General features: G+C 67.4%; 27 protein-coding genes and 1 pseudogene. 11 read left to right on the top strand and 17 right to left on the bottom strand.

Annotation, left to right across the window (positions count from 1 at the left end):
* The first annotated feature begins 30 nt into the window (after nucleotides 1–30).
* From malQ to HNP02_RS03945, 5 genes and pseudogenes are all read left to right on the top strand, one after another.
* On the top strand, nucleotides 31–2,166 hold the full coding sequence (malQ, locus tag HNP02_RS03965) for a 4-alpha-glucanotransferase (RefSeq protein WP_184435315.1): 2,136 nt from the start codon (nucleotides 31–33) through the stop codon (nucleotides 2,164–2,166).
* 65 nt (nucleotides 2,167–2,231) lie between these two features.
* Complete coding sequence (locus HNP02_RS03960) at nucleotides 2,232–2,639, top strand: hypothetical protein (protein ID WP_184435312.1); 408 nt, start codon at nucleotides 2,232–2,234, stop codon at nucleotides 2,637–2,639.
* Nucleotides 2,640–2,704: 65 nt separating this feature from the next.
* Nucleotides 2,705–4,120 carry a serine/threonine-protein kinase gene (locus HNP02_RS03955; RefSeq protein WP_184435311.1) on the top strand — a complete coding sequence of 472 codons (1,416 nt, stop codon included), beginning with the start codon at nucleotides 2,705–2,707 and terminating at the stop codon, nucleotides 4,118–4,120.
* A 65-nt stretch (nucleotides 4,121–4,185) separates the two neighbouring features.
* On the top strand, nucleotides 4,186–5,040 hold the full coding sequence (locus HNP02_RS03950; protein ID WP_184436477.1) for an LLM class F420-dependent oxidoreductase: 855 nt from the start codon (nucleotides 4,186–4,188) through the stop codon (nucleotides 5,038–5,040).
* A pseudogene (locus HNP02_RS03945) lies at nucleotides 5,037–5,426 on the top strand (nuclear transport factor 2 family protein); the annotation flags it as partial. The gene HNP02_RS03950 and the pseudogene HNP02_RS03945, both read left to right, overlap by 4 nt.
* Nucleotides 5,427–5,472: 46 nt before the next feature.
* On the opposite strand, the gene HNP02_RS03940 reads toward HNP02_RS03945, so the two are convergent.
* From HNP02_RS03940 to HNP02_RS03880, 13 genes are all read right to left on the bottom strand, one after another.
* Nucleotides 5,473–5,940 carry an NUDIX domain-containing protein gene (locus HNP02_RS03940; RefSeq protein ID WP_184435309.1) on the bottom strand — a complete coding sequence of 156 codons (468 nt, stop codon included), beginning with the start codon at nucleotides 5,938–5,940 and terminating at the stop codon, nucleotides 5,473–5,475.
* A gap of 9 nt (nucleotides 5,941–5,949) precedes the next feature.
* Nucleotides 5,950–6,720, bottom strand: coding sequence for a bifunctional 2-polyprenyl-6-hydroxyphenol methylase/3-demethylubiquinol 3-O-methyltransferase UbiG (locus HNP02_RS03935; protein ID WP_184435307.1), 771 nt, complete (start codon nucleotides 6,718–6,720; stop codon nucleotides 5,950–5,952).
* Between the two features lie 19 nt (nucleotides 6,721–6,739).
* Nucleotides 6,740–8,152 carry a serine/threonine-protein kinase gene (locus HNP02_RS03930; protein WP_184435305.1) on the bottom strand — a complete coding sequence of 471 codons (1,413 nt, stop codon included), beginning with the start codon at nucleotides 8,150–8,152 and terminating at the stop codon, nucleotides 6,740–6,742.
* Nucleotides 8,153–8,282: 130 nt separating this feature from the next.
* Entirely contained in the window at nucleotides 8,283–9,320 is a 1,038-nt protein-coding gene (locus HNP02_RS03925) for an isopenicillin N synthase family oxygenase (protein WP_184435303.1), read from the bottom strand.
* A complete protein-coding gene (locus HNP02_RS03920) occupies nucleotides 9,317–9,850 on the bottom strand; it encodes a hypothetical protein (RefSeq protein WP_309241406.1) in 534 nt (177 codons plus the stop codon). Before HNP02_RS03920 ends, HNP02_RS03925 begins: the two co-directional genes overlap by 4 nt.
* Complete coding sequence (gene alc / locus HNP02_RS03915; protein WP_184435301.1) at nucleotides 9,847–10,860, bottom strand: allantoicase; 1,014 nt, start codon at nucleotides 10,858–10,860, stop codon at nucleotides 9,847–9,849. The genes HNP02_RS03920 and alc overlap by 4 nt, the downstream gene beginning before the upstream one ends.
* A complete protein-coding gene (locus HNP02_RS03910) occupies nucleotides 10,857–11,180 on the bottom strand; it encodes an amidohydrolase family protein (RefSeq protein ID WP_184435299.1) in 324 nt (107 codons plus the stop codon). The genes alc and HNP02_RS03910 overlap by 4 nt, the downstream gene beginning before the upstream one ends.
* 16 nt (nucleotides 11,181–11,196) lie before the next feature.
* Entirely contained in the window at nucleotides 11,197–12,042 is an 846-nt protein-coding gene (locus HNP02_RS03905) for an N-acyl homoserine lactonase family protein (protein ID WP_184435289.1), read from the bottom strand.
* Nucleotides 12,043–12,045: 3 nt separating this feature from the next.
* The gene (locus HNP02_RS03900) at nucleotides 12,046–13,635 is read right to left on the bottom strand and encodes an ABC transporter substrate-binding protein (protein ID WP_184435287.1); all 1,590 of its coding nucleotides are present in this window, start codon (nucleotides 13,633–13,635) and stop codon (nucleotides 12,046–12,048) included.
* Nucleotides 13,632–14,270 carry a cysteine hydrolase family protein gene (locus tag HNP02_RS03895; protein WP_184435285.1) on the bottom strand — a complete coding sequence of 213 codons (639 nt, stop codon included), beginning with the start codon at nucleotides 14,268–14,270 and terminating at the stop codon, nucleotides 13,632–13,634. The genes HNP02_RS03900 and HNP02_RS03895 overlap by 4 nt, the downstream gene beginning before the upstream one ends.
* A complete protein-coding gene (locus HNP02_RS03890) occupies nucleotides 14,271–15,275 on the bottom strand; it encodes an ABC transporter permease (RefSeq protein WP_184435283.1) in 1,005 nt (334 codons plus the stop codon).
* A gap of 10 nt (nucleotides 15,276–15,285) precedes the next feature.
* Entirely contained in the window at nucleotides 15,286–16,149 is an 864-nt protein-coding gene (locus HNP02_RS03885; RefSeq protein WP_184435281.1) for an ABC transporter permease, read from the bottom strand.
* 1 nt (nucleotide 16,150) lies between these two features.
* Nucleotides 16,151–18,172, bottom strand: a complete 2,022-nt coding sequence (locus HNP02_RS03880; protein ID WP_184435279.1) for an ABC transporter ATP-binding protein — start codon at nucleotides 18,170–18,172, stop codon at nucleotides 16,151–16,153.
* A 225-nt stretch (nucleotides 18,173–18,397) separates the two neighbouring features.
* Here HNP02_RS03880 and HNP02_RS03875 point away from each other — a divergent pair, with 225 nt between their 5' ends.
* Nucleotides 18,398–19,075 (top strand): TetR/AcrR family transcriptional regulator, encoded by a 678-nt coding sequence (locus HNP02_RS03875; protein WP_184435277.1) that lies wholly within the window; start codon nucleotides 18,398–18,400, stop codon nucleotides 19,073–19,075.
* 14 nt (nucleotides 19,076–19,089) lie between these two features.
* On the opposite strand, the gene HNP02_RS03870 is transcribed toward HNP02_RS03875, so the two are convergent.
* Nucleotides 19,090–19,947 (bottom strand): maleylpyruvate isomerase N-terminal domain-containing protein, encoded by an 858-nt coding sequence (locus HNP02_RS03870; protein ID WP_184435274.1) that lies wholly within the window; start codon nucleotides 19,945–19,947, stop codon nucleotides 19,090–19,092.
* Between the two features lie 130 nt (nucleotides 19,948–20,077).
* On the opposite strand from HNP02_RS03870, the gene HNP02_RS03865 reads away from it, so the two are divergent.
* The 3 genes from HNP02_RS03865 to HNP02_RS03855 all read left to right on the top strand — a co-directional run bounded on the left by HNP02_RS03865 (nucleotide 20,078) and on the right by HNP02_RS03855 (nucleotide 22,440).
* Complete coding sequence (locus tag HNP02_RS03865; RefSeq protein WP_184435270.1) at nucleotides 20,078–20,710, top strand: TetR/AcrR family transcriptional regulator; 633 nt, start codon at nucleotides 20,078–20,080, stop codon at nucleotides 20,708–20,710.
* 34 nt (nucleotides 20,711–20,744) lie between these two features.
* A complete protein-coding gene (locus HNP02_RS03860; protein ID WP_184435268.1) occupies nucleotides 20,745–21,545 on the top strand; it encodes a hypothetical protein in 801 nt (266 codons plus the stop codon).
* Nucleotides 21,546–21,609: 64 nt separating this feature from the next.
* On the top strand, nucleotides 21,610–22,440 hold the full coding sequence (locus HNP02_RS03855) for an SGNH/GDSL hydrolase family protein (protein WP_184435265.1): 831 nt from the start codon (nucleotides 21,610–21,612) through the stop codon (nucleotides 22,438–22,440).
* On the opposite strand, the gene HNP02_RS03850 is transcribed toward HNP02_RS03855, so the two are convergent.
* From HNP02_RS03850 to HNP02_RS03840, 3 genes are read right to left on the bottom strand one after another with little or no spacing between them, the layout of a single operon-like run.
* Nucleotides 22,426–22,800 (bottom strand): DUF732 domain-containing protein, encoded by a 375-nt coding sequence (locus HNP02_RS03850; protein WP_184435263.1) that lies wholly within the window; start codon nucleotides 22,798–22,800, stop codon nucleotides 22,426–22,428. The genes HNP02_RS03855 and HNP02_RS03850 overlap by 15 nt on opposite strands.
* Before the next feature lie 51 nt (nucleotides 22,801–22,851).
* Nucleotides 22,852–23,433 (bottom strand): hypothetical protein, encoded by a 582-nt coding sequence (locus tag HNP02_RS03845; protein ID WP_255506194.1) that lies wholly within the window; start codon nucleotides 23,431–23,433, stop codon nucleotides 22,852–22,854.
* A 53-nt stretch (nucleotides 23,434–23,486) separates the two neighbouring features.
* Nucleotides 23,487–24,320: a nuclear transport factor 2 family protein gene (locus tag HNP02_RS03840; protein ID WP_184435261.1), complete on the bottom strand. Its 834-nt coding sequence runs from the start codon at nucleotides 24,318–24,320 to the stop codon at nucleotides 23,487–23,489.
* Between the two features lie 118 nt (nucleotides 24,321–24,438).
* Between HNP02_RS03840 and HNP02_RS03835 the strand changes: the two genes are divergently transcribed.
* Nucleotides 24,439–24,798, top strand: coding sequence for a hypothetical protein (locus HNP02_RS03835; RefSeq protein WP_184435258.1), 360 nt, complete (start codon nucleotides 24,439–24,441; stop codon nucleotides 24,796–24,798).
* Nucleotides 24,799–24,873: 75 nt separating this feature from the next.
* Complete coding sequence (locus HNP02_RS03830; RefSeq protein ID WP_184435255.1) at nucleotides 24,874–25,302, top strand: hypothetical protein; 429 nt, start codon at nucleotides 24,874–24,876, stop codon at nucleotides 25,300–25,302.
* Nucleotides 25,303–25,336: the final 34 nt, after the last annotated feature.

Below are 25,336 nucleotides of genomic sequence, written 5' to 3'. Positions count from 1 at the left end.
CCCGAGCCGCAACCGGCAAGATCATCACCCATGACCGCTCCGTCGTTGGTCCACCTCGCCCACCGCTACGGTGTGGCCACCCACTACGTCGACTGGATGGGCGGCAATCGGTCGGTGCCCGAATCGACCCTGGTGTCCGTGCTGGACGCGCTGGGAGTAGTGGCCGACACCGAAGAGGCAAGGGCGGCAGCACATCTCGCCCACGGCCGGGCGCACTGGGAGCGCACGCTGTCGCCGACCATCGTGGCTCGCGCCGATCGTGCGTCGTCGTTCTGGGTACACGTCTCCCACGGCGACCCCGTCGGCGTGTGGATTCGGTTGGAGGACGGCACCGTTCGCGCCGGCCTGCGGCAGCTGCAGAACGACAGTCCGCCCTACGACCTCGATGGTCGCCTGATCGGTGAGGCCACGTTCGAACTCCCCGCCGGGCTGCCGTTGGGGTACCACAGACTGCACGTGCAGGCGGGGACGGAGCATGCCGATACCGCACTGATCGTCTGCCCCGGCGCGGCCGCACTGCCGCCGCGGCTCGGGGCAGGCCGATCATGGGGCCTGGCCACCCAGCTCTACAGCGTGCGATCCGAACAGTCCTGGGGCATCGGCGACCTGACCGATCTCGCCGATCTGTCGGTGTGGTCGGCCGGTCACGGTGCGGGCTTCATCCTGGTGAACCCGCTGCACGCCGCTGCGCCGAAGGCCCCGATGGAACCTTCCCCGTATCTGCCGACATCGCGCCGATTCGTCAATCCGCTGTACCTGCGGGTCGAGGCGATCCCCGAGTTCGCATACGCCCGCAACCGCGGCGGGTTGCGCAAGGCGCAAGCCGTCGTCCAGGCAAAGGCAAAGGCGTCCAAACTGATCGACCGGGATTCCACGTGGAAGGTCAAGCGTGCGGCGCTGAAGAACGTCTACCGGGTGCCACGCTCGGCGGGCCGCGAGCTGGCCTACGCCGCCTACCGCAAGCGCGAAGGGCAGAGCCTCGACGACTTCGCCACCTGGTGTGCGCTCGCCGAGAAGCACGGCAACGACTGGCACCAATGGCCCGAGGAACTGCACCACCCCGCGGGCGAGGCCGTCGCCGCGTTCGCCGCCAAGCACGCGGACGCCGTCGACTTCCACCGGTGGTTGCAGTGGCAGTCCGACGACCAGCTGACCAACGCTCAGGCCACCGCGCTGCAGGCGGGCATGGCGCTGGGTGTCATGCACGATCTTGCGGTCGGGGTGGACCCGAACGGAGCCGACGCATGGGCGCTGCAGGACGTGCTGGCCCTCGGGGTCAACGTCGGTGCGCCACCCGACGAGTTCAACCAGCTCGGCCAGGACTGGTCGCAACCGCCGTGGCGGCCCGATCAGCTGGTCGAGGCGGGCTACGAGCCGTTCCGCGCCGTGGTCAACGCGATGCTGCGGCACGCAGGTGGTGTCCGCGTCGATCACATCATCGGGCTCTTCCGGTTGTGGTGGATCCCGAACGGGGCGGCTCCGACCGACGGCACCTACGTCCGCTACGACCACGAGGCGATGATCGGCATCCTGGTCTTGGAGGCACACCGTGCCGGGGCGGTCGTCGTCGGCGAGGACCTGGGCACGGTCGAGCCGTGGGCCCGCGACTACATGCGCGAACGTGGACTGCTCGGCACGTCGATCCTGTGGTTCGAGCTGGACCGCGACGGTGACGGCGGGCCGCTGCGCGCCGAGCGGTGGCGGGAGTACTGCCTGTCCTCGGTCACCACGCACGACCTGCCGCCCACCGCGGGCTATCTAGCCGGTGAGCACGTCCGGCTGCGCGAGGAGCTCAACCTGCTCACCACGCCCGCCGCGGAGGAACTCGCCGCCGACGAGGCCGAGCAGGCCGCCTGGCTGGCCGAACTGCGTCGCGTCGGCCTGCTGCACGACGGCCAGGAGCCCAGCACCGAGGAGATCGTCCTTGCGCTCTACGAATACCTCGGGCGGACGCCGTCGCGCCTGCTCGCACTGGCCTTGCCGGACGCCGTCGGCGACGTCCGCACCCAGAATCAGCCAGGCACCGTCGACGAATATCCGAACTGGCGAGTGCCGCTGGCGGGCCCCGACGGCGCGCCGATGCTCCTAGAAGAGGTGTTCACCGACCCTCGTGCGGCCGCGCTCACCGAGGCGCTGCGCGCCCAGGTAACACTGAGCGTGGAGTGACCGAAGTTCACTCAAGAGGCTCGATTGCGATAACCTCGGAACGCACCGCGACACTCGGAGGTCACGTGAAGAAGCTTGTTGTGCTGGGAGCCGGCACGTTCGCAGTCGTTGGAGCGGCCCTGCTCACCCCTGCGGTCGCTGATGCCGACCCGGGCAGCGCGTCGGCCCTCAACGTCGTCGGCGAGCCGTACGGCAGAGCCGTCAGCATCCTGAAGAGCCAGGGCGTCAAGCCGTCGTTCGGCGGCTCGGTGGGCAGCGACCTGCCCCAGGCGGCGTGCATCGTGGACTCGCAGAAGATCACGAATCAGGGCCGGATGATCCTGAATCTGAACTGCACCCAGAAGGCCGCAGACGACGCAACGGCCAGCCAGCCCGCCGCAAGGACTGCTCCCGGCGGAGGGGCTGCACCAGCGCCGGGTGCCGGTCAGGGTACGTACGGTGGCCCCATCGGGGTGCCCGTCCCCGTCAGCTGACCCGGGCCTAGTTTTTCGGGGCGCGCTCGCTCTTTGACCGCGCACCCGCGGTCTACTATTCCGGCATGCCGTTGGCCCCAAGACCGTTCGACGCAGGAACGATCTTCGCGGGGTACACCATCGTGCGGCGACTGGGCTCGGGCGGTATGGGCGAGGTCTACCTGACACAACACCCGCGACTCCCCCGCCAGGACGCCCTGAAGGTGCTCCGGCCCGAGGTGTCGGCCGACGGCGAGTACCGCGAGCGATTCCACCGGGAGGCGGACATCGCGGCCACGTTGTGGCACCCCCACATCGTGGGCGTACACGACCGCGGAGAGTTCAATCGCCAACTCTGGATCTCGATGGACTACGTGGACGGCACGGACGCCGGCCGGCTACAGCACGACGGGTACCCCGAAGGCATGCCCGCGGCCGAGGTCGCCGAGATCGTCGCCGCGGTAGCGGACGCCCTTGACTATGCCCACCAACGCAACCTGCTGCACCGCGACGTCAAACCCGCCAACATCCTCGTCGCCAAGGACGACCAGCGCATCCTGCTCGCCGACTTCGGAATCGCCCGCTGGGTCGACGACCCGAGCGGTTTGACCGCGACGAACATGACCGTCGGCACGGTGTCCTACGCGGCTCCCGAGCAGCTGATGGGCGGGCAGCTCGACGGTCGCGCCGACCAGTACGCGCTGGCTGCTACTGCGTATCACCTCTTGACCGGCTCACCGCCGTTCCACCACACGAACCCGGCCGTCGTGATCAGCCAGCACCTCAATGCGACGCCACCCATGATCGGCGACCGCCGCCCGGAACTCGCCGCGCTCGACCCCGTGCTGGCCAAGGCACTGGCGAAGGACCCGGACGACCGCTTCGAACGCTGCGCCGACTTCGCCCGTGCGCTCGCACACCAGGTCGGCACCGACCAGCCCGACGCAACCCGGCTGTCTCGGGTCGCCGCCACTCCCAAGGCCACCCGATCGCTGGTCCGGCCCAGCGTGATCATCCCTGCCGTCCTGGCGATTCTGTTGGTCGTCGCGATCGGCTTCGCGATGTTGGAGCTCAACCGCGCCGACGACGAGAAGGCCGCGCCTCCGGCAGGCACCGCGTCCGCGACGTCCCGGGTGACGCCATTGCCTCCGCCCCCTGAGCCTCCGCCATCGCCGTCGGCGTCTCCCCCGTCGACGACGACACCAACCACGACGACCGCTGCGGCACCCGTCGCGGTGATCGGCGCCGACTGCTCGCCGCTCGGCAGCACCGGCACGACCGCCAACGGAGCAACCGCCTACTGCTCGACGCTGCAGAACACCAACGCGACCATCTGGTCGCTGACCCAGGGCACCGTGGCCAGCCCCACGGTCACCACCGAGCCGACCGACCAACCACTGCCCATCGAAGAGGAGTCGCCGGTGCGGGTGTGCATGCAGCAGACCGGCCAGACGCGTCGGCAGTGCCGCGAGGACATCCGGCGCAGCAACGGGCTGCCGTGACGGACCCGCCCAAGTTCGCCGTGATCACTCCCGTCGCGGCGGGCGTGACCGCCGACCCGACGTGGATGACGACCTTCGCCCGCCACGTCGAGGCGTGCGGGTTCGAGTCGATCGTCGCCGTCGAGCACACGGTGCTGATGACGCAGTACAGCAGTGTCTACCCATACGACGAGTCGGGCCGGGTGGAGATCCCCGCGGATTGCCCAGTGCCGGATCCCCTTGACCTGCTGGCGTTCCTGGCCGCAAGCACGACGACGCTGGGGCTGGCGACGGGCGTGCTGGTGCTGCCCAATCATCATCCGGTGGTGCTGGCCAAGCGCGTCGCCACACTCGATTCGTTGTCGGCTGGCCGGGTCCGCCTTGCGGTCGGCATGGGGTGGTTGCGGGAGGAGATCGAGGCGTGCGGCGCCCCCTTCGACAGCCGTGGCCGCCGCGCCGACGAGCAGATCGAGGTGCTGCGACTGCTGTGGGAGGGTCGGCCCGATGGCGCCGACTTCTCTGGTGAATTCTTCCAATTCGCCCATGCTGCTTGTCATCCCACCCCTGTCAGACGCATACCGATACACCTCGGTGGGCACACCCGCGCAGCGGCACGGCGGGCGGGACGCCTTGGTGACGGCCTTCAACCGCTGGGCGTCGGGGGTGCCAAGCTGACTGAACTGGTCGCGGTGATGCGCGAGGAGGCCGAACGCGAGGGCCGCGATCCCGATTCGTTGGAGCTGAGCCTCGGACACATGGTCGCCAAGATCGACGGTGAGCGCGCGGGCAAGCTTGCGGAGTTGGGCGCCGACCGCGTGGTACTGGCGATGCCGCCGACCTCCGACATCGACGAGGCCTGCGATGTGGTGTCGGAGTGCGCACGGCGGCTAGCGTTGAGTTCCGGAGGGCAGGAGCGCAGCGACCGGGGAATGCAACGATGACTCTGTCCGTCGCGGACCGGCTGGCGGTTGCCGATCTGGTGCATCTGTACGCGGCCGCCGTCGACGACCGCCGCTTCGACGACGTCGTCGAATTGTTCACCGAGACAGCCGAACTGCACCTTCCCGATCCACCGCGCTCGCTGGACCCGATTCGGGTGCTGCACGGCCGCGACGGCGTTCGCGCCGCGATGAAGGCGCTGGTGGTCGAACGCACCGAGCACGCGATCGTCGGCGAGGTGTATGCCGACGGACCGGAGCCGGGCTACGCGCTTGGCAGGATCACGGCCGTCGCCCACCACTGGACGCGTCGCGCCGGCCAGGTCACCGATCTCGTCTGGCACGTCCGTTATGACGACGAGTACATGCGGACGAAGTTGGGGTGGCGCATCCATGGCCGCGCGCTGACCATCAACGCGATCGAGACGCGACCCGTCAGGCGCCTGCGAGATGCTCCTCAAGTCGATCGAGCAGTGGCCGCTGACCCGTCAGCAGCTTCAACCGAGCCTCTGGCATGGAAAGCCATGCGACCCGGTCGATCTCGGGGAACTCCCTGATCTTTCCTGATCCCCTCGGCCATTCCAGTTCGAAGGTATTGCTCTTGCTGTGGGTGAGGTCCAGATCGCCGCGGACGGCGAAGGCGGTGACGATCTTGCCGCCGGGCTGCTTGACCGGGGCGAACTCCATGCGCGGCCCGGCGGGGACGTCGAAGCCGATCTCCTCGCGGAACTCGCGCTGGGCGGCAGTCCACGGGTCTTCGTCATCGGCGTACTCGCCCTTCGGGATCGACCACGCGCCCTCGTCCTTGCGCGCCCAGAACGGCCCGCCGGGATGGCCGATCAGCACTTCGGCGACATCGTCGATGACCCGGTACAGCAGGAGACCTGCGCTGCGTTTCGGCATCCGCTCAGACTAGGCGCGGGGCCTGGCCGTGATCAGCAGGGTGTCTCCGCCCACGGTGACGCCTGCGGTGCCGATGTGCGCGGCGAGCCGGTCCCGCAACTCGCCGGCCTTCTCGGCGGGCAGCACCAGGTGGTTGGAGTAGGTGAAGACGAGGTCGAGCCATTCGTCGCGGGCGTAGTGCGCCTCGCGTCGGTAGGTGTGCTGGCGGGCGGTGAAGCCTGCGTTCTCGAGCACGTCGTCGACACGGGCGATGTCGAGCCCCTCCGCGGTGGGAGTCGCAGTGACCAGTGGTGAGCCGGGCTCCATGAAGTCGCGGTAGATCGGCGCGAAGTCGCTGCGCGACGGCGCGACCGGAAACATCCGATTCCACGCCAGCGCCAGGTGACCACGGTCGGTCAGCAGCTGCCGAACCTTGGGCAGCGCCACGTCGGGATCGACCCAGTGGAACGATTGGGCGAACATGACGAGGTCGAACCTCTGCTCGGCGGCGTCCCACTCCTCGAACTTCGCGATCTGGGTGCGAATCCCCTTCTCGGCGGCGAGTTCGGCCATCCTCGGATCGGGTTCCAGCGCAAGCACGTCGACGCCGCGATTGGCCAGCTGCCCGGAGGCGATTCCGGTGCCCGCCCCGACGTCGAGCGCATTGTCGACGCCCGCAGCTACCAGATCGTCGATCAGCCGGGCCGGGTATTCCGGGCGGTGCCGGTCGTAGGCACGTGCCGCGGCACCGAAGGAGTCGGCCCGTTCGCGCTGGTGATGGAGTCCCCGGGATGAGGTCATGGACGCACCCTCCTCGAGCTCAACTGGACGCGTACTGAATCATCGGCTCGGAGAACACTTCTCCTTCGGGCGTGATGATGGTCAATGCCCCCGACCTGATTTCATACCGGGTTCCGTCGGTCTGATTCACCACGTCGAAGCCGCCCGCCGAGGGTACGGCGTGGTCGAGTTCAATCTGCGCTCCATCTCTCAGGCGGACACCGCGGTAGTAGTACCCGTCCGTGCCGTAGCGGCAAACCACCAGCGCAGACGCCGCGGTGAGGCCGAGCGCGACAGGACGCTGACCTGGGGCGCATCGCGCACCTGGGTAGGCCATGAAGCCGAGGTCGTCGGTGCCGGGCAGGCTGATCGGCGGGGGTGTGGTCGCGGTGGTTTCCGTGGTCTCGGGTTCAGCGGTCTCGGAGTGCGTGCTGGTGATCGGCACGCGGGTCATGGTGGCCGAGGCTGGCGTCGCGTCCGTCGTGCGGTTACCGCCGAACGCGAGCCACAGCCCGGCGACTGCCGCCACCGCCAACACGGCCACCGCGGCGGCGATACCGACTACGGCTCCGCGTCCGAGATGGCGACGGGGAGAAGTGGTTTGGGGCGGACTGGGTGCCGCCGTGACACTCATCGCCGAGGCCGACGCAGCCCGTGCCAGCTCACCGGCCGACGGGCAGCGATTGGCCGGGTCCTTGGTCATGCCCCACAGGATCACGGCGTCGAAGGAGGGATGGAGGCCTGGGTGTGTGACGCTCGGCCGGGGTGGCGGCGCCAGCAGGTGCGCGCTCATCAGACTGGGCAGATCCCCCGTCGGGTACGGCGGTTGCCCGGTGAGGCATTCGAAGAGCACACACGTCAGCGAGTAGACGTCGGCTGGTGGGCCCACAGTGCCGCCGGAGAACCGTTCCGGAGCCATGTACGCGCACGACCCGATCGCCGAACCCGCGCTCGTCAGGCCGGAATCCCCGCCCCAATGGGCGATGCCGAAATCCACCAGGTAGACGAAGTCGCCGGGGGTCAGCAGCAGGTTCTCCGGCTTGACGTCGCGGTGCGTCAGCCCGCTGGCGTGCGCGGCGTCGAGCGCTGCGGCGACCTGAGTGATGATCGCAGCTGCCCGCGCTGGATGCATTGGGCCGCTCCGTGCCAGCACCGCCTTGAGGCTGGCTCCCTCAACCAGTCGCATGTCGATGAACAGCACACCGTCGATCTCGCCGAAGTCGTGCACGGGGACGATGTGCGGCTCGTGCAGCCTTGCCGCCGTGCGAGATTCGCGCCGGAACCGCTCCTGAAAGCTGGGGTCGACGGCCAACTCGGGTCGCAGCAGCTTGAGCGCGACCATACGGTCCTTGACCGTGTCGTAGGCCTGGTAGACCTCACCCATCCCGCCCGCCCCGAGCAGCGACCGAAGCTCGTAGGGGCCGAACTTCTCACCGACGCGTGGACCGGTCATCCGGCAACCGGATCGGGCATCGGACGAGCGTAGCAAGACTCGCTGGGCGGCGCGTTTGGCGATGGCGAAGCCGATGTCGACTTCGATTGGGCTGATGCGCCGGCTGATCAGGCCGGTAGTGGCGACAGATTCAGTCGATGCCCTGCAGCGCCTGTTGACCGAACGAATTCATCTCCATCGAGCCGTCCGGCAGCACCAGTTCCCCGCGCTCGAGGCGCGACCGCAGATAGGCGAACGTCTGGGCGGTCTGCGCGAACAGGTGCTCCCCCGCCCGCAACGCCGGTCTGGACGTGCCGTCGCCGGCGACGAACTGCGGCAACGGCTTCACCTCGGTGTGGTAATCGACGTTGAAGAACAGCGGGAACGAGTAGCGCTCCTCCTTCACCTTGCGGACGCGGTGACTGGTGGCGACGTAGGCCCCGTTGGTCCACAGCTCGAGCAGGTCGCCAATGTTCACCACGAACGCGTCGGGCACGGGCGGGACGTCGACCCACACGCCGGCACCGTTGAGCACCTCGAGTCCGGGAGCGGTCGGCTTGAGCAGGGTGAAGCACTCGTAGTCTGTGTGCGCCCCGATGCCCAGCACGTCCTCGGCGTCGGGGTTGTACGGGTAGTGCACCAGGCGCAGCTGACTCGGTGTCTTGGTGGCGTGCTGGGTGAAGGTGTCGGGATCTTCGCCGAGCGCCACCGCGAAGGCCCAGAGCAACTGATTGCCCAGGTCCAGCACGGCTTGGTAGTAGGCGGTCACCGACTCGGCGAAACCGTCGACTTCGGGCCACACGTTGGGACCAAGCATCGGATTGCCCGCGACGTGGTCGGGATCATCAGCGGGTAGGTCGAGCGCCGTGTCGAAGGCCTCCTTCAGGTCGGGCATGCCGGTCTCGACACCTTCCTCCCCTACCGGCACGTACCCGCGATGGCAGGTCGAGAGCCCGATGTAGCTGCGCATCTTCTCCTCGACCGGTAGCGCGAAGAACGTCTTCGTAGCCGCCAGCATGCGGTCGAACAATGCCTCGTCAATGCCGGTGCCGCTGATGTAGAGGAAGCCGATCTCGCGCGCGGCCTTCCCGATATCGGCGGCGACTCGCTCGCGTTCGGCGCGGTCCGGCGACCGCAGCCCGGTGATGTCCACGATCGGAATCGAGGTGAAAGGGGTTGTGCCTGTCACAGTTCCACGTCTCCTTCGCTCTGCACTACAGTCCACCGCGCGCCGTTGACGCGGATTTCACCATCAGAAAGGTTGGGCGCCAACGCTTCCCACTCAACGCTGCCGACGGCGGCCAGCGTGACGGCGGTCGCGGATGCCCAGGCGAACACGGCACCCACCCGAAGCAGCAGCGCGTCGCCCGCGTCGGCTGATTGCAGCGTCAATGCCCACCGCGGGGAGGACGGTCCGTCATCGCGTACCCAGTGCTCGACGTAGTCGGCGTGCACCCCCGTCTCCACCAGGGTGTCGCCGTCCCAGTGCATCGCGCCCGCGTCGGGAAACGGCCCGGGCGGTTCCAGATCGACCATCCGATGCCACTCGAAGACGTCGTCACGCTGGTGCAGGCGGCCGCCGAACCCGCGTGAGTCGACGTAGGCGGTGTCGCCCTGTAGCCAACGGACGTCGCCGCCGGTCACGTGTGAGCCGTCCTCCTGGATTAACAGAGTGCGCCGCCACAGACCGGCACACCGGGACAACTGCACGGCGATCACGAGGATTCCTCCCAGCGGGACTTCAGGGTTTGCAACCCGTCGGCGGTCGGTGTGCCGAACGCGCGCACGCGTGCGATGCCACCGTCCGGATAGGCCTGCAACCGCACCGCGGTGATGTCCGTGGCGTGCACGGCGAACACCTGCCTGGCGTCGGCGACAAGGCGGGTCCTCGGCAATACGGGTACGTCGAATGCGACCAGGGCCCAGCCGTGTTCGCCGTCGGGCAGGCACTTGCTACCCACCACCGACACCTCGAGGGTGGCGTTGAACACGAAGTAGGAGGTGTCGATCTCGATCCGGCGCAGTTCGGAGGCCGCGGCGAAGGAGATCATCACCGCGTCGTAGCTGTCAGGGCCGACATCACGCCGCCGCCGGGTCTCCCAGCCGTCGCCCATGTTTCGGGGTCGGTCCGGTGCGATCAGTGCTGATGCCTTCGAGTAGAAGTTGTCGCTGGACCACTCCACCCGGCCACCCCGCTCGACACCCGACACCTCGACCGTGACGTCGGCCCACGCATCGGGATCGGGCACGACGTCCCCGTACACGCGCAGCCGTGCCACACCCCCATCCGACTCAAGTGCCAGCCGTACGTGGGTGTAAAGGCGCTGATCGTCGACTTCGAGAAGATTGTGCGAATCGGGTTTCAGCGCAGTCGATTCGACGACGGTGCGCCACTGAGTCCCCGCATCGGTGGGATCGTCGAGCAGGTCGAGCCTGCACGCGTCGATCCGGCAGCCGGTGGGATGGTTGCCGGTGAAGGAGCGGGTGTCGACGTCGACGGCGCGCAGCCTGCCTGGTGACCCGAGCCGAACGATTGCCCAATCCCCTTCTGGCCCGGCGTGCCTGCGCGTCTCCCAGCCGTCCACGACCTCACCCCGATGGTCATAGGTTCCCGGCACGAACGCGGGTTCGGCGGGGTCGACGAGTCGCTCCTTGAAACCGAACGACTCGTCGCTCGCCGCCAACACACTTCCGCCAAGAATCCGGGATGCCAGATCCACGCCGCTCACGAGGTCAGCCCCAGCGCGGTCGAGATCGGCCAGTGCGTGCCGAGCGGCATGTCCACGAGCGTGGTGATGCCGCCTGCCGCGGCGGCAGCCGTCGCGCTGGTGAATCCCTCCCAGTCGGTGCCTGGCGCGTTGACGTGGACGTGGGTGTCGACGAAGCCCGGCAGCAGCACCGCAGACGGCGGCACTAGCACCTCCTCGTACGCGGCGAGATCCGCGTCGAGGGGTTCGACCGCGGCGATGGCCCCGTCGACGACACCGACTGCCGCAGAACGTATCCGGCCGCCCACCAGGGCCCGTTCGGTACGCAGCACGACATCCATCAAGACGGCACGTCCATTACGGGGCGTCCTCGCGCGGCACCTGGCCGAACCTGTCGTGGAACTGCTGGGTGAGTTCGGGCCACACGTGCGGGTCGTGGCCGGGGATCAGGGGGTAGCCCTTGTCGGCCGCGAGCCGCTTCAGCTTGCGGATCGGTTCCACGGTCTCCTCGGGCGTCACCCCGATGTAGCCCCCGATCGGCAACTCGTGCTCGATGTTCTCGGTCAGGTCGGCGGCGTCGAACGCGAAGACGAACCCGTCGCCGCCCACCGACTCGTCCAGTTCGACCACGAAGCTCTGGTGACCGGGGGTGTGTCCGTAGGTCGGTACCGCGGTGATGCCAGGTGCGATCTCGGCCTCGCCGTCCGCCAGCTGCCAGTCGATGTTCGGATCGTCGAAATCGATCCGGGCAATGGCATGACGTTCCGGTTCGGGATGATTCGAGAGCCCATAGTCGACTTCACGGCGTTGCGCATGGACCGGCACCTTGCCTGCGAACAGCTTCAGGCCGCCTGCGTGATCGTGGTGCAAGTGGCTGACCGCGACCGCATGGATGTCGTCGATGTCGACGCCGATGTCGTGCAACGACTCCTCGATCGGCTCGCCGGGCCCCGGCAGCACCGGGATGTACTCCACGCTCGGGAAGAAGCGCCGATACAGTGCGGGGTCACGTACCAGGGCCGTGTTGAACCCCGTGTCGAGCAGGACCCAGCCACCGTCGGTCTGGAGCAGCACCCCTGGCACCGGTTCCCGCATCCGCAGCTCGGCCGGCGCGCCGTACACCGACACCGACTTCGGCAGCTCCTCCCACCCGAGGGTCAGCAGGATGATCCGGCGAACCTTGCCCTTTCTGACCAGGTTCACCCGTCACCCGACCGACAGATCGGCGATCCGCAGCGAGTTCGGGTTCGACACCGCGTGCGCCTTCTCAACGCCCTTGAGCCAGGGCTGAGCGACCACGAAGTCGTCGATGTCGGCGACGTTGAGCCAACACCCGGTCGCTTGTGCCTCCGTACCGGCATCCCCGTACGGCTGCGGCACGCCGGTCGGCAGCCCCGCTGCCAGCGATGCGGATAGCCGCGGCGACGAGCAGCTCAGGTAGTTGATGCCGCCGTCGGCGTCCCACGCGATGTGGCCCCACGTGTACGGCGAGGGGGCATCCGGCCACACCAGGCCGGCGTAGAGCTCCGGTGCTGCCGAGGCGTTCCCGATCCAGCCGTAGATCTCCGACGTCGGGTACCCCTGCACTTTCGCGGTGAGCCCCGCTGCGGCGAGCTGAGTTTGGACGAGATTGCCGATCAACTGAGCGTCGGGGTTGCTGGTGTCGAAGCCGATGGTCACCGATTTCTGATCGGCGGGCAGCCCGGCGGCGATCTTGGTCAGCGCCGACGGATCATGTGTCAGAGTCTGCTTCCCGTACGCCGCATCGAGCGTGTAAGGCGGATACATCTGTGCGCCGACCTTGCCGCGGCCGAAGTACGTCTGCTTGACCAGCTGGTCGACGTCGACGGCCTGCATGATCGCCGTACGGGTGGCCTGGTCCTTCATGAGGCCCTTGGTCGGGTTGGTGTAGAGGAAGGCTGCCATCATCGTGGGCAACGAGTAGTGCGAATACTTGTCGTTGTTCAGGTACTGCTCGACCGCAGATGACGGCAGGTCATGCAGGATCGCGGCGAGCTGACCGTTGTTGAACTGCAATTGCATCGCGGACGCGTCGGTGATGACGGGCATCTCGACCTTCTCGAAATACGGCTTCGGACCCCAGTACTCGGGGAACACCGCCATCGCGTAGCGCGATCCGACCTGCGCGTCCGTCAGCGTGTACGGGCCGGTGCCGAGATCGTGAGTGGTGAGGTAGTTCTGGGCGAAATCCGAGCCGGCATTCTTCTGCAGCCCGGTCGGGCTCATCATGCGCGGGCCATACGGTGACGCGAGGTAATCCAGGAACTCCGAATTGGGAGACTTCAGGGTGATCGTGACACCGTAATCCCCTTGAGTGGTCACCGAATCGATGTCCTTGACCATGTATGCAGGCCCGCCGTTGACGGCCAGCCGACGGTCGAAGGACGCCTTGACCGCGTCCGACTTGAACGGTGTTCCGTCATGGAACTTCACGCCCTCGCGCAACTTGAGCGTGAACACCTTGTTGTCGGGCGAAACGGTCCACTCGGTGGCCAGCAGTGGCTCGAACTCGGCCTTGTCCTGGCCCCCCTTGAACTGCAGCAGACCTTCGTAGGTGTTTGTGGTCAGCAGCAGACCCTGCCCGGCGTAGTACACGTCGGGGTCTGGCGGTTGGCCCGGGTCCTGCAGGAATGACAGGTGCAGCACCTTGTCCGTCGGCGCCGCATTCGGCGTGCCACCACCGGAATCCGAACTACTACAGGCTGACAACGTCAGCATCGCGACGGCTCCGGCGACGGCCACGGACTTGAGGCCGGTTTTGAATCGGTTCTTCATCGTGCTGCTCCTTCGAGGACGGGACCGGCGGTCCGCTCCAGTTGTTCGAACGCGGCGAGGATCTCCTCGGTGGTGCGCATGGCGCCGGTCTGCAGGTACTCCATGGCGGCGAGCGCTGCGTCGTGGAGGTACTGCGACGAGCCGCCGACACAGTCGGTCACCACGCGGACGTAGAAGTCGCGCTGGTGTGCGTCGGCGAAGGTGTAGTGCACGCACACGTCGGTCAGGCCGCCGACCAGGATCAGCGTCGACGCCCGCAGCCCCCGCAGGACGATCTCGAAATCCGTTCCGATGAAACCCGAGTAGCGCCGCTTGACGATATGAAACTCGTCGGGCAGCGGCCGTAGCGACGGCTCCAGATCGGTGCCGGGCTGGCCTTCGACGCAATGCACGCCCTCGGTGCCGTCCAGTTCACGGCCGAAGTCCACTCCACTGGAGCGGTGCACCTCTTGGAAGAAGACAACGGGCACCCCGGCGGAGCGTGCCGCGGCGAGCAGCCTTTCCGCCCGCTGGACGCGTTCGGCGTGACCGGACATCACGGGAATTCCCGCTTCCTCGGCCGACATTGCGCCGCCTTCCTGCATGTCGACGACGACGAGTACGGGATTGCCCACGATGAGTGGCTGTGTCGGCACCTAACCTCCTGTGACTGCGATTCGGGGATCTGCCGCTGCCTGCAGGAGATCGACTGCGGTATTGATGGCGACGTAGAGCACGCCAAGCATCAGCGTGACGCCTGCAATGGCGGGAAAGTCGGCGACAGGAATGCTCTGTGCGATGTACTGACCGATGCCCGGCCAGCCGAACACCTGCTCGACGACCAGCACACCGGAGAACATCAGGCCCACCTGCAGACCCGTCATCGACATTGCGCTGCCCACGCAGTTGCGCAACACGTGGCCAACCATGATTCGGCCTTCGGAAAGACCCTTGGCCCTCGCGGTTCTGGCGTAGTCGCTGTCCGCATCGGTCAACAGGCTCGATCGCAGCACGCGGCCGATCGCGACCGCGGGGCCGAGTGCGATCACGATGGCGGGCAGGATCAGGTGGTGCAGCGCGTCGGTGACGACGTCGATCCGCCCGGCAAGCAACCCGTCGACCGTCAGCAACCCGGTTGGCCCGCTGGGCGGGTTGGGCACGCTGATTCGGCCGTTGGCCGGGACCCAGCCCAATTTTTGGTAGAACACGATCAGCCCGACGATTCCGAGGAGGAACATCGGTGCCGCTGCGCCCGTGAACAGCACGGCGCGCAGCACCTCCGACCCGCGCCACTTCAGCGTCATGCCGAAGGCCAGCAATGCCGCGAGGATCAGCGCTATCGCGATGCCGTACAACGCCAATTCCAGTGTCGCCGGGAAGAAGTCGCTCAGATCGCTGCTCACCGGATGGCGGGTGCGGAACGAGGAGCCGAGGTCGCCCTGCACGGCGGAGGTCAGGTAGCGCCAGAACTGATTGAAAATCGGCTGATCCAGTCCGAGCGCATGCCGACGGGCCGCGACGGCATCCGCCGACGCGTTTGCACCGAGTTGAGCCTTCACCGGATCCATCGGCGAAATGTGCTGCAGCACGAACATCACCGCCGTCAAGGCGACGAGGATCGCTGCCGTGGCCCCCAGTCGGGACAGGATGAAATTTCTCATGTCCGACCTCCTAACTCGTCTTCATCAGGTTGCGTAGGCCGTCGCCCGCGATGTTGGCGATCAGAGCGAGCACGAGCACGGCAAGACCGGGCATCACGGGGACCCACCACTGCTGAAGGAAGTACGTCAGGTTGCGGGCGCTGTCGGCGCCGAGTTCGGGTGCAGGCGCTGATTGACCGAGGCCGAGGAATGACAGCGCGGCCAACGTCAGGATCAGAGTGCCGATGTCGAGGCTGGCGGCGATCAGTGCGTTGGGCACGGCGCCAGGCAGAAGATGGCGTGTCGCGAGCCGAATCCTGCCGACTCCAGCCAGTTTCGCCGCCTCGATGTGCGGGCGCGCGGCCAGCCGCGCCACCTCACCGCGTACCAGCCGCGCGTAGAACGGCCACCAGACGATCGACACTGCGACAAGCGTGTGGACGAAGCCAGGGCCGAGTGCGGCGACCACCGCGATCGCCAGCACGGGTGCCGGTAGCGACAGGAACCCGTCGGTGATCCGCATCAGCATCGAGTCGACCCATCCGCCCGTCGCGCCTGCGATGAGTCCGACGAGCCCTCCGAGGATCAGCCCGATGGCCACGACCGCCAGTGCCGCGAACCAACTCGACTGCACCCCGTAGAGCAGACGGGACAGGATGTCGCGCCCGACACTGTCGCTGCCGAGCAGGAATCCGTCCTTGCCGGGTGCCTGCAGTGGCATGCCAACCGGTACCAGCGGATCGTGTGGCGAGATCAACGGGATCGCGACCGCGACGACGGTGACCAGGGGCACCAGGCCGACGGCCGCCCAGTTGACCAGAGACGACGGTGATTTCAGCAGCGAGAGCCGGTCTTGGCCGCGCATCCACGTGCCACCGGTGACCGCTATCGCCATGTCAGCTCGCCTTCCTTTCGATGCAGGCCACCTGGTGCGGGCTCCCTGGGATGCCCTCCAGCCGGACGTCGAGTTGCGCGTCATTGCAGGTGTCGACCGCGATCGGGCATCGGGGATGGAACGCGCAACCGGTAGGAGGCGACAGCGGGCTGGCGGGTTCGCCTGCCAACACCCGTGATTCGCGGCCGATATCGGGTATCGAGTCGACGAGTGCCTGCGTGTACGGGTGGGTGGGCCGGTTGATGACGTCGTCGGCGGGACCGATTTCGACGATCCGGCCCAGGTACATCACTGCGATCCGGTCGGCGACCACGCGGGCTACGGACAGGTCGTGGGTGACGAAGAGGACCGACATGTCCAGCGTGCGGCGGAGATCGCCGATCAGGTTGAGCACCGATGCGGCGAGCGACACGTCGAGTGCGCTGGTGGGCTCGTCGCACAGCAACACCGACGGTGGCACTACGGTCGCGCGGGCCAACGAGACTCGTTGCCGCTGACCGCCGGAGAGTTGGCCTGCGCGCGACTTTGCGATCTCGAGCGGCAAGCCGACGCGGTCGAGCACCTCGGCGACCGCGTCGTTGCGCTGTGCGCGTGACATCTTGGTGCTCCGCAACCGCTCGGAGATCAGCTCGCCCACCGACAGCCACGGGGTCAACGACGCGCCTGCGTCCTGGAACACCATCTGAGGTCGATGCCCGCCCGCGAGTTCGACATCGCCGGAGGCAAGTTCGACATCGCCCGAGGTCTGCTTCTCAAGACCGGCGATGACACGCAATAGCGTCGATTTGCCCGAGCCGCTCTCCCCGACCAATGCCACCGATTCGCCGTGCCCGACGGTGAGTGAAATGCCACGCAGGGCATGCAGTTTCCCACCGTTGTCGCCGGAGCGGTCGAGGATCCGTCGTTTGACGATGAAGGTCTTGGTGATGTCGCGAGCCACGACCGACGGTGGGACGGTGTCGTCGGGCCCTGACCCGTCGAAGGTCTCCGAGGCGTTGGTGGCTGCACTACCCAGAGCGTCGACGACGTCGTCGAACGGCAAAATGCATGCGCTGACCCGGCCGTCGGCCACGGCCACCGGGTTCGGCGGGACGGTGGAGCAGGCGGAGGTCTCGAGGACGCATCTCGGGGCGAATGCGCAACCGGGTAGCGGGGTCACCGCGCTTGGCACCGAGCCTGCCAGCGCGGCCAGTCGCTGATCCCTCGCGGTGTCGAGGGTGAGGCGGGAGCGCAGCAGCCCGTGGGTGTAGGGGTGGGCCGGCCGCTCGAGCACGTCGCGGGTCGGTCCGATCTCGGCGATGCGGCCCGCGTAGAGCACCGCGATGCGGTCGGAGATCTGCGCTGCGACACCGAGATCGTGTGTGATGAACACGATGCCGCACCCGATCTCGTCGCGCAGGCTCTGCAGCAGGCGCAGCACTTGCGCCTGAACGGTCACGTCGAGTGCGGTGGTCGGTTCGTCGGCGACGATCAGTTCGGGGTCACCCGCGATCGCGATCGCGATCATGACGCGCTGGCGCAGACCGCCGGACAGTTCGTGCGGGAAGGCCCGCATCCGCCGCTTCGGCTCGGGGATTCCGACCGCGGTCAGCAGACGCAGCGCTTCTTCGTCGCTGCCTGCCGCTTCGGCTACCTGCTTGCCGATGCGCATCGTGGGGTTCAGCGAGGTCATCGGATCCTGGAAGACCGCGCCAAGATCCAGTCGGCGCACCTTGCGGAGGGCCTTGGGCGATCCCTCGATCATGTCGGCGCCGGCGACGCTCACCGTTCCTGCCGTCCGCGCATGGTCGGACAGCAGCCCGAGCATGGTGAAGCCGAGAACGCTCTTGCCAGAACCGGATTCTCCGACCAGGCCGAGGATCTCACCGGGCGCGATGGTCAGTGACACACCACGAAGGGCGTGCACGTTGCGGCCGTTGCGGCGGAACGTGACGTGCAGGTCGCCGACGCTGGCGACGGGGTCCGCCACCGTGGGCACGGCTGCAGACCTGTGCGCATCGACCTCAGAAGTCGCAATCCCCATTCAGCCCTCCTCTACTTCTCGGACGTCGCTAGATGACGTCTGGAGGTGGCGCGCCTGCGGACCACTCGCCTGTCACTTGACAGTTTTCACACTCCCCGGTGGTTATGGGTATCGCTGGCGTAACCAAAATCGTGCACAGGTAACCGATACGTATCGTGGGTTTCTATCGTGTGACAGATAAGGGAGGAACTCCACTTCGGGGCCGGTGTGGGCAACTATGGGTCGATGACCGTCACTCGTGCGGGCCGGCCTCGCCTGAGGTCACAACGACGGCCCGGCACCACCGCACGCGACGAGATCCTCGACGCCGCCGGTGAGCTGTTCACGACGACCGGCTACACCGGCACGTCGACGAGGACCATCGCTGAAGCCGTCGGCATCAGGCAGGCATCGCTCTACCACTACTTCAGCACGAAGGACGACATCCTCTGCGCCCTGCTTAGCCAAACCGTCACTCCGACTTTGTCATTCATACCGAGCCTGGCGGCCGCAGACCCGCCGCTGAGCGCGGCAGGACATCTTCACGCCTTGGCCGCGTTCGATGGGCACCAATTGCTCAACGGCCGCTGGAACCTTGGTGCGCTCTACCTGCAGCCCGAGCTGCGCGGGGCACGGCTGGAGCCGTTCTGGTCCGATCGCGAACAGCTCCGCCTGCACTACCTCGCACTGAGCCGGGCCATCGTCACCGAGACCGGGGTCGACGAGGTCGCCGCCGAGCTACCTTTCCGGCTCGTCGAGTCGCTGGTCAACATGTGGGCCGATCGCCGCGACGACGACAGGACGGGGCTGCCGATGCACGTCGCGGACGCCTGCATGCGGGTGCTCGGCCTGCCCGACGCCCGCACCCCCGCGCTACGCGAGCGCAGCGCCGCTGAGCTAGTGCGTCACGCCTCGACGGCTTGATACGAGGGTTCAGCTCAAGGGGTCACCAGCAGCGAGCCGAACCGCAACGCCAGCCAGGGCTTGCGGCCACCTGCGCGCAGTCTCCCGCGAAAGATCTGCGGCCACTGCGTGATTCGGCCATAACCCAGCAACAGGAACGTGACGGGGTCAGCGGTGATGACGCAGTCGGCTCGCTCGCCCGCGGCGGTCACGGTGGCCGCGCCGTCGGCGACGGCGAGGCGGAAACGACGGCCACCGCGCATTCGGAGTTCGTAGCTCACCCGCGTACCCACCGCACGCGACGGTCGCAGGTACTCGGGCGCGATGTTCAGCACGCCGGGAATCACCAAGTGTGCGTCGCCATCGGTGATGGTCCAGGGCACGCCTGCAGACCGCGCGACGTCGAGCCCGTGCACGACCTGCTCCCCAAGTAGCAGGGAGGTCATCGTCGACGGGGCGATCACCATGCCGTTCGGCGTCGCGATGACGGCCGCCAGATCAGCGGACGAGGCGACCGCGACGTAGGCAAGTGCGGCGTCCTCCAACATGTCGGCCAGGCGATTCGGATCCCGCTCCGGAATCTCTTCGAGATGGCGGGCGTTCACCTTAGCGCCCAGCTTCCACGGTGACTCCATCGGCGGATTGGCATGCGTCATATAGCCGTTGGCGTACCGGGTGAGCGACTGGGTGAAATCCCGAATGCCGCCGACCATGTGTGCGGCGATCTCGGCGGCGGTCCAATCGACCCGAGAGGTCGGGACGTTCGGATCCTCGAGGCCTCGCCAGAGTTGTGTGGTGCGCCCGACGGCGTCGCGAAAGGCGTCCAGGCATTGATCGTGGTCGCGTCGTGCGCTCTCGGCAGGTCCCGCGGTATCGACGGCGGCAGATGTCATGAGCGCGCTCCCCTGGTACTCGCCTGTGTAGATAGAGCTACTATTTCACATTTTGTTACTATGTCAATAGGGTGAGCGGGTCGCCAACGAGACATTTCCCGTCGCTTCGCTCGCCCCGGAGGAGTACGAGATGCGTGAACCGGAACCCGAGCAGCCGGCATCGCTGCGTGCCGTGCAGGTCGCCCAGACCCGCGCCGCGCTGCTCGCCGCCGGGCGCCGCCTCTTCGGCGAGAACGGCTTCCGATCCACCTCCGTCGAGGATCTCGCTCGCGAAGCGCGGGTAACCACGGGCGCCCTCTATCACCACTTCCCCACCAAGACAGCCCTTTTCGAGGCGGTCTTCACGCAGGCGCACATCGACCTGTTGATGGCGGCGACCACGGCCGCGCAGAGCACGGCAGACGACGGTCCCGCGAAGAAACGCGATGACCTCGCCCGCGGCGTCGACGCCTTCCTCGACGGAATCCTGCAACCCGACATTCAGCGAATCCTGGTCCTGGACGGCCCAGCGGTGCTCGGGCTCGCCCGGTTCACCGAACTCGACGAGCAGTACGCCCACGCCGCGATCATGCATGCCCTGGTGTCCGTCGCCGAAGCCGGCGCAACCCAGATAGACGATCCGGACACCACCACCAGCCTGCTCCTCGGGGCGCTCACCCGCGGCGCCATGCTGATCGCGAATTCCGCGGACCCGGTCGAGACGCGCCACGCGGTGGCGCGGTCGATGCGATCGCTGCTGAACGCATTCACCGCTCCCGACTGACCAACCCACGTCCGACGAAGAGGATGCTGGTGTCATGACGCGTCCTGGACCGCCGCGCCGCTGGGATCCCCTCCGCCCGCTGGACGTGCTGGCCGCGTTCTGGTCGACGGCGGCCGTGGTGAACTCCGGCGCAGCGGCCGCCTATCGCACGCTCTTCCTCACCCTGCGCCGACTGATCGTCGGCAGGCGGCTTGCCGTCAGGTTGGCCGACGGCGACCTGGTCCTGACGATCACCGAGTTCGACTCGCGGCTCGACTTGCGCGGCCTCGCGGTCGGTCAGCTCAACGACGTCCGCCTCGAAGCCAGGGACCTGCGCTGGAACGGCCACCACTTCGACATGGCCAGCGCGATGCTGCAGAACGTGCACGTCCGCGCGTCCGTGCCCCCGGTTCTGGTAGCCGCGCCGGTCGAGCTCACCCTTGAACTGCCGGCGCCGGTGCTCGACGAGCTGTTCCGGTGGGCCGCGCCGCGGCTATCGGGCGAGATCGGACCCGACGGCATCGCCCGGATCAGCCTGGCCCGTCGCAAGGGCAGCGGTCACGTCGAGGTCGAAACGCACATCGACGGGTCGACGCTGTGGATCACACCACGCGCGATCGTGCGGCGCCGCAGGTGGGCGCTGCCGCAGAACACTCCCGGCTACCGCGTCCAGCTGCCCGAGTTGCCCCGTGGGCTCCAGCTCACCGACGTCGATCTGGCCCCCGGCGTCGTGAAACTCACGGGGACGTTGCCGCAATGGCACATGGACGTGCCCCGCGCCCGGTTGGAGGACCTCATCGGTCAGCTCAGCGTCGTCGGGCGTCCGCTCAGCCCGATCTGGCCAACACGCGGGTGACACGCGGTGCCGCGCACGCCGCACCCTGCGGGCATCCCGACGCGGCGCGATTAAAGTCTCGGTCGTGGGTGATGGTGAATTCTGGGGCGGCTACTCCCGCTACGTCGCAATCGGCGACAGCCAGACCGAGGGCCTGTGGGACGGTGACGACACCAACGGGGTGTACGGCTTCGCCGATCGGCTGGCGGTCATGCTTGACACGCTGCAGCCCGGTGTCGCCTACGCCAACCTCGCGGTGCGGAGCAGACGCATCCGCGACGTCCTCGACGACCAGCTGCCCGCGGCGCTGGCCATGGAGCCGGACCTGATCACCACCTGCATCGGCATGAACGACGTCACCCGGCCCGGGCGTTCGTTCGACCGCGCGCTGGCCGACCTGGACTACCTGCACGACAGGCTCGCCGAATCGGGCGCGACCATCGTCACGACGACGTTCCCCGACCTGGCCCGCATCCTCCCGGTGGGAAGACTCATCGCAGGCCGGGTGGTCGAGATCAACCACGTGATCCGGACCGCGGCCGCCCGGCACGCCTTCCGGCTCGTCGACCTCTACGGCGCCCCGTCGATGACCGACCCCGACACCTGGAGCACCGACCGCGTGCACGGATCACCAAGGGGGCACGCATTGTTCGCCGCCGCGGCCGCCGAGGCACTCGGCCTTCCAGGGAGCAATCACGACTGGGCTCACGCGCGACCCGACGTGGTGCTTCCGGGTTTCCGGTCGCGCTTCTACTCGCAGGCCTTGTGGGCGCAAAACCTATTGATGCCGTGGATGTGGCGCCATTTCAGGGGGCTCTCCGGCGGTACCGGTCGAGTCCCTAAACGGCCCGTCCTTGACGGCCTGCAGGGTCTCGAGAGCGTACGTGGCTGGTCGGTCGGCTCAGAAGCCGAATAGCCCGGGCGGTATCGGCGATTCCCCGTTGCCGATCGCGGTGACCGCGCCCGGACAGAACGCCGTGATGGCCAGCCCGGTGAACATGGTGGCCGGGCCGAGTGACATGCCCGCGACGTTGGCGACCTGGGCTGCGGCGTCCGCCGCGGTCTGTCCTGGCTGCGCGAGCATCGGGCATACCGATTGACCAAGCGCGACGGCGTCGGCAGGGTTGGTGGCGCCGAGTCCGGCACTGCTCAATGAATCGATGAACGCATCGTCGGACGGGTCGGCCTGTGCCTGCGCCGCCAACGGCACGGCCATGGCAAACGCGCCGACCACTAGGGCGGCGAGGCGTGTGGTCTTCGTCGTTCTACGGGCCATTGGTAGAGCGTACGGCCGAATCCTGCGATCGGCCGAATCCTGGGAGCCCAATTACGGTCCTTGCCACACCGACGCGATCTGCCCACCGATGTCGATGATCTTGGCCTTTCGCGACCCCGGGCTGTCGATCTCGCGCGACACGTGAGCAGAGATGAAGCGCTTGATCTCCGCGTCGACCCCGCCGACGATGCGCAACAGTTCGGCCCGTAGCGATGTCGACGTGACGTGGATCGCGATGTCCGACGGCCGCGGTTTGTGTACGTCGAGGATGAGCAGCAACGGTTCGGCAGCCACCGCCGTCGCCCCAAGTGCGATCTCTCCGAACACCATGAACCGGGGCTTGTCGATGCGCAGGTCGATGACCATGTCGATCTCGAGCGGGATGCGGATCGAGAAGGTGATCTGCTCACCGACATGGCGGGTGACCGTCGGTGTCTGGATCTTCACCCTGGCGGTGACCTTGGCGATCCCGCCAGGCCCCTGACCCATCGGGCCCATCTCGAACTCGTCGCCGGCGATGGTCGCGATCGCGTCGCCGACGCGTTGTTCGGTGACGGCGATCTCGAAGAATTGGCGGCCGAATTCCTCGTAGGTCATCGTTTTGTACTCAGACAGGGTTTCGTGCTCAGACATGGTGGGGTAACCGTCTCACGTCCGTACCACCGGACATTGCAACGCCGCCGAAATCAGTCGCGCTGAGATCCTGGCCCGAACAATCGCATCCTGACCGTCGCGAGCGTTTTGGGCCGCATCTCGGCGATGACCACCTGGCGCTGTCCGCTCGATTCGATCCGTACCGCCACCGTGTTGCCTGCGGCGATCAGCTTGTGTGGGCGGCCACCCGCCAACCGGCTCACCAGGTCGGACGTGGCGATCCGCTCGTCGTCGCCGAGCGTGATGTGCACCTGATCGGACATTCGACGCCGGACGGCCACCTCGTCGCCCGCGCAGGCGTCGTCGAGGAATCCGGACAGGTGGCGCTTGCCGCGCGCCCCGACTCCCCTGAACCCCGACAGAAAGCCCAGCGTTCCCCCGACACCCTGGTTGACCAGCAGCCCGCGGGACAACGACAAGCCAGCCGGCACTGCGGCCAGGCCACCCTTGGCGAATTGCATCACCATCGCGGGCAGCTCCCAGTGTGCTTGCAGCCGGGCAATTCTCAGCTCGCCGTCGACTTCTTCGACGTCGTACCGCAGGTAGGCAGGAATCCTCATCACCAGCGAATCCGCCATCGCCGCCTCGAGCTCGACATCGCGCACGACCGTGCGCCCGACCACGAAGTCGCCGTCGCGGTGGATCGTGATGTCGCGAGGTGCGATGAACGTGTCGTAGAAGCGTTCGATCTCGTCGCGGCCATGGTGCGGCGCGGAACCGACCGGATCGTCGACCCGCCCACCAGGAGTGAAGAGGTCGACCCAGGCGCGCCGGTCGTGTGTGCGCAGGGCCGCGGGCGATCTCTCGACGGTGGCCAACAACTCGGCGCGGGTGGGTGCCGTGCCTGCGGGCTGATGATCGGGCATGACCTCATCGTCTACCAGAGGCCCGCCCCGGTGGGCACCGTGGCGAACATTGCCGACGACGCGCACACTGGTGGAAGACCGCGAGCCCGCGTCACGATCCATCTTCAAGGAGGCGGCGATGAGCCAGAACGGACCGTTCGGCATCGACCCCGAGGATTTCGACCGCGTGTTCCGGGAGGCCGGCGACGGCCTCCGCGACGCACTCGACCGCCTCGGCAAGGGCGCAGGCTGGGCCACCCTGCTGGATCAGATCACGCGACAGTCGCGGCCCAAGTCGGAACCCGAGACCGCCGGTGAGACGGGTGACGGCGTCTGGGCGATCTACAGCGTGGACGCCGAGGGCGGTGCTCACATCGAAGAGGTCTACCCCAGCGAACTCGACGCGTTGCGCGCCAACAAGACCAACACCGACCCCACCCGCAAGGTGCGGTTCCTGCCCTACGGCATCGCGGTGAGCGTGCTCGACTCACCCGAGTAGCCGGCCGAGAAACCGCTCGCCGGCCACGTCCCACCCATTAGGCTTCGCCACAACGCCGAGGGAGGGCTCACCGACATGATTCGCAAACTCTTGGTAGCTACGGCCGGCATCGCTGCGGCCGCCGCCGTCGGCGTGGCGCCGTCGGCCGTCGCCGATCCGGACAACCACTATCCCGATCATCCGGGCCGCTACTCGACCGATGTACCCGGCATGAACTACGACGCCTCACTGAGCGCGCCGTGCGACAACTATCAGCTGTTCACCTTCGGCCGTGGCCCCGGCGGCGAGGCCTTGGCCTGCCATTGGATTCCGAATCAGTGGCCGCCGATCTACACCGGATTCTGGGTGTCGTCCTACCCCCTCTTCGGCCAGCAGGACATCGGCGCCCCGTGCCCCGGCCCGAAGTCGGCGGCACAGGCGCCCGACGGCCGCCCGATGGTGTGCCTCGGAGCGCAGGGTTGGCAGCCGGGCACGCTGACGGGGGCCGGCTTCTTCCCCGGCTGAGCACACGCCAATTGACCACGAATCCGCCGACCAT

Source organism: Mycobacterium sp. AZCC_0083, assembly GCF_014202335.1.
Taxonomy (GTDB): Bacteria; Actinomycetota; Actinomycetes; order Mycobacteriales; family Mycobacteriaceae; genus Mycobacterium.
The sequence above is the reverse complement of the archived record's forward strand: the minus strand, read 5'-3'. Positions and strand labels throughout refer to the sequence as shown.

Coding starts and splice junctions, on each gene's coding strand:
- malQ (WP_184435315.1), top strand. CDS start 31: ATGACCGCTCCGTCGTTGGTCCACCTCGCCCACCGCTACGGTGTGGCC.
- HNP02_RS03955 (WP_184435311.1), top strand. CDS start 2,705: ATGCCGTTGGCCCCAAGACCGTTCGACGCAGGAACGATCTTCGCGGGG.
- HNP02_RS03950 (WP_184436477.1), top strand. CDS start 4,186: ATGACGACCTTCGCCCGCCACGTCGAGGCGTGCGGGTTCGAGTCGATC.
- HNP02_RS03940 (WP_184435309.1), bottom strand. CDS start 5,940: ATGCCGAAACGCAGCGCAGGTCTCCTGCTGTACCGGGTCATCGACGAT.
- HNP02_RS03935 (WP_184435307.1), bottom strand. CDS start 6,720: ATGACCTCATCCCGGGGACTCCATCACCAGCGCGAACGGGCCGACTCC.
- HNP02_RS03930 (WP_184435305.1), bottom strand. CDS start 8,152: ATGACCGGTCCACGCGTCGGTGAGAAGTTCGGCCCCTACGAGCTTCGG.
- HNP02_RS03910 (WP_184435299.1), bottom strand. CDS start 11,180: ATGGATGTCGTGCTGCGTACCGAACGGGCCCTGGTGGGCGGCCGGATA.
- HNP02_RS03900 (WP_184435287.1), bottom strand. CDS start 13,635: ATGAAGAACCGATTCAAAACCGGCCTCAAGTCCGTGGCCGTCGCCGGA.
- HNP02_RS03890 (WP_184435283.1), bottom strand. CDS start 15,275: ATGAGAAATTTCATCCTGTCCCGACTGGGGGCCACGGCAGCGATCCTC.
- HNP02_RS03885 (WP_184435281.1), bottom strand. CDS start 16,149: ATGGCGATAGCGGTCACCGGTGGCACGTGGATGCGCGGCCAAGACCGG.
- HNP02_RS03880 (WP_184435279.1), bottom strand. CDS start 18,172: ATGGGGATTGCGACTTCTGAGGTCGATGCGCACAGGTCTGCAGCCGTG.
- HNP02_RS03875 (WP_184435277.1), top strand. CDS start 18,398: ATGACCGTCACTCGTGCGGGCCGGCCTCGCCTGAGGTCACAACGACGG.
- HNP02_RS03870 (WP_184435274.1), bottom strand. CDS start 19,947: ATGACATCTGCCGCCGTCGATACCGCGGGACCTGCCGAGAGCGCACGA.
- HNP02_RS03865 (WP_184435270.1), top strand. CDS start 20,078: ATGCGTGAACCGGAACCCGAGCAGCCGGCATCGCTGCGTGCCGTGCAG.
- HNP02_RS03860 (WP_184435268.1), top strand. CDS start 20,745: ATGACGCGTCCTGGACCGCCGCGCCGCTGGGATCCCCTCCGCCCGCTG.
- HNP02_RS03850 (WP_184435263.1), bottom strand. CDS start 22,800: ATGGCCCGTAGAACGACGAAGACCACACGCCTCGCCGCCCTAGTGGTC.
- HNP02_RS03845 (WP_255506194.1), bottom strand. CDS start 23,433: ATGTCTGAGCACGAAACCCTGTCTGAGTACAAAACGATGACCTACGAG.
- HNP02_RS03840 (WP_184435261.1), bottom strand. CDS start 24,320: ATGCCCGATCATCAGCCCGCAGGCACGGCACCCACCCGCGCCGAGTTG.
- HNP02_RS03835 (WP_184435258.1), top strand. CDS start 24,439: ATGAGCCAGAACGGACCGTTCGGCATCGACCCCGAGGATTTCGACCGC.
- HNP02_RS03830 (WP_184435255.1), top strand. CDS start 24,874: ATGATTCGCAAACTCTTGGTAGCTACGGCCGGCATCGCTGCGGCCGCC.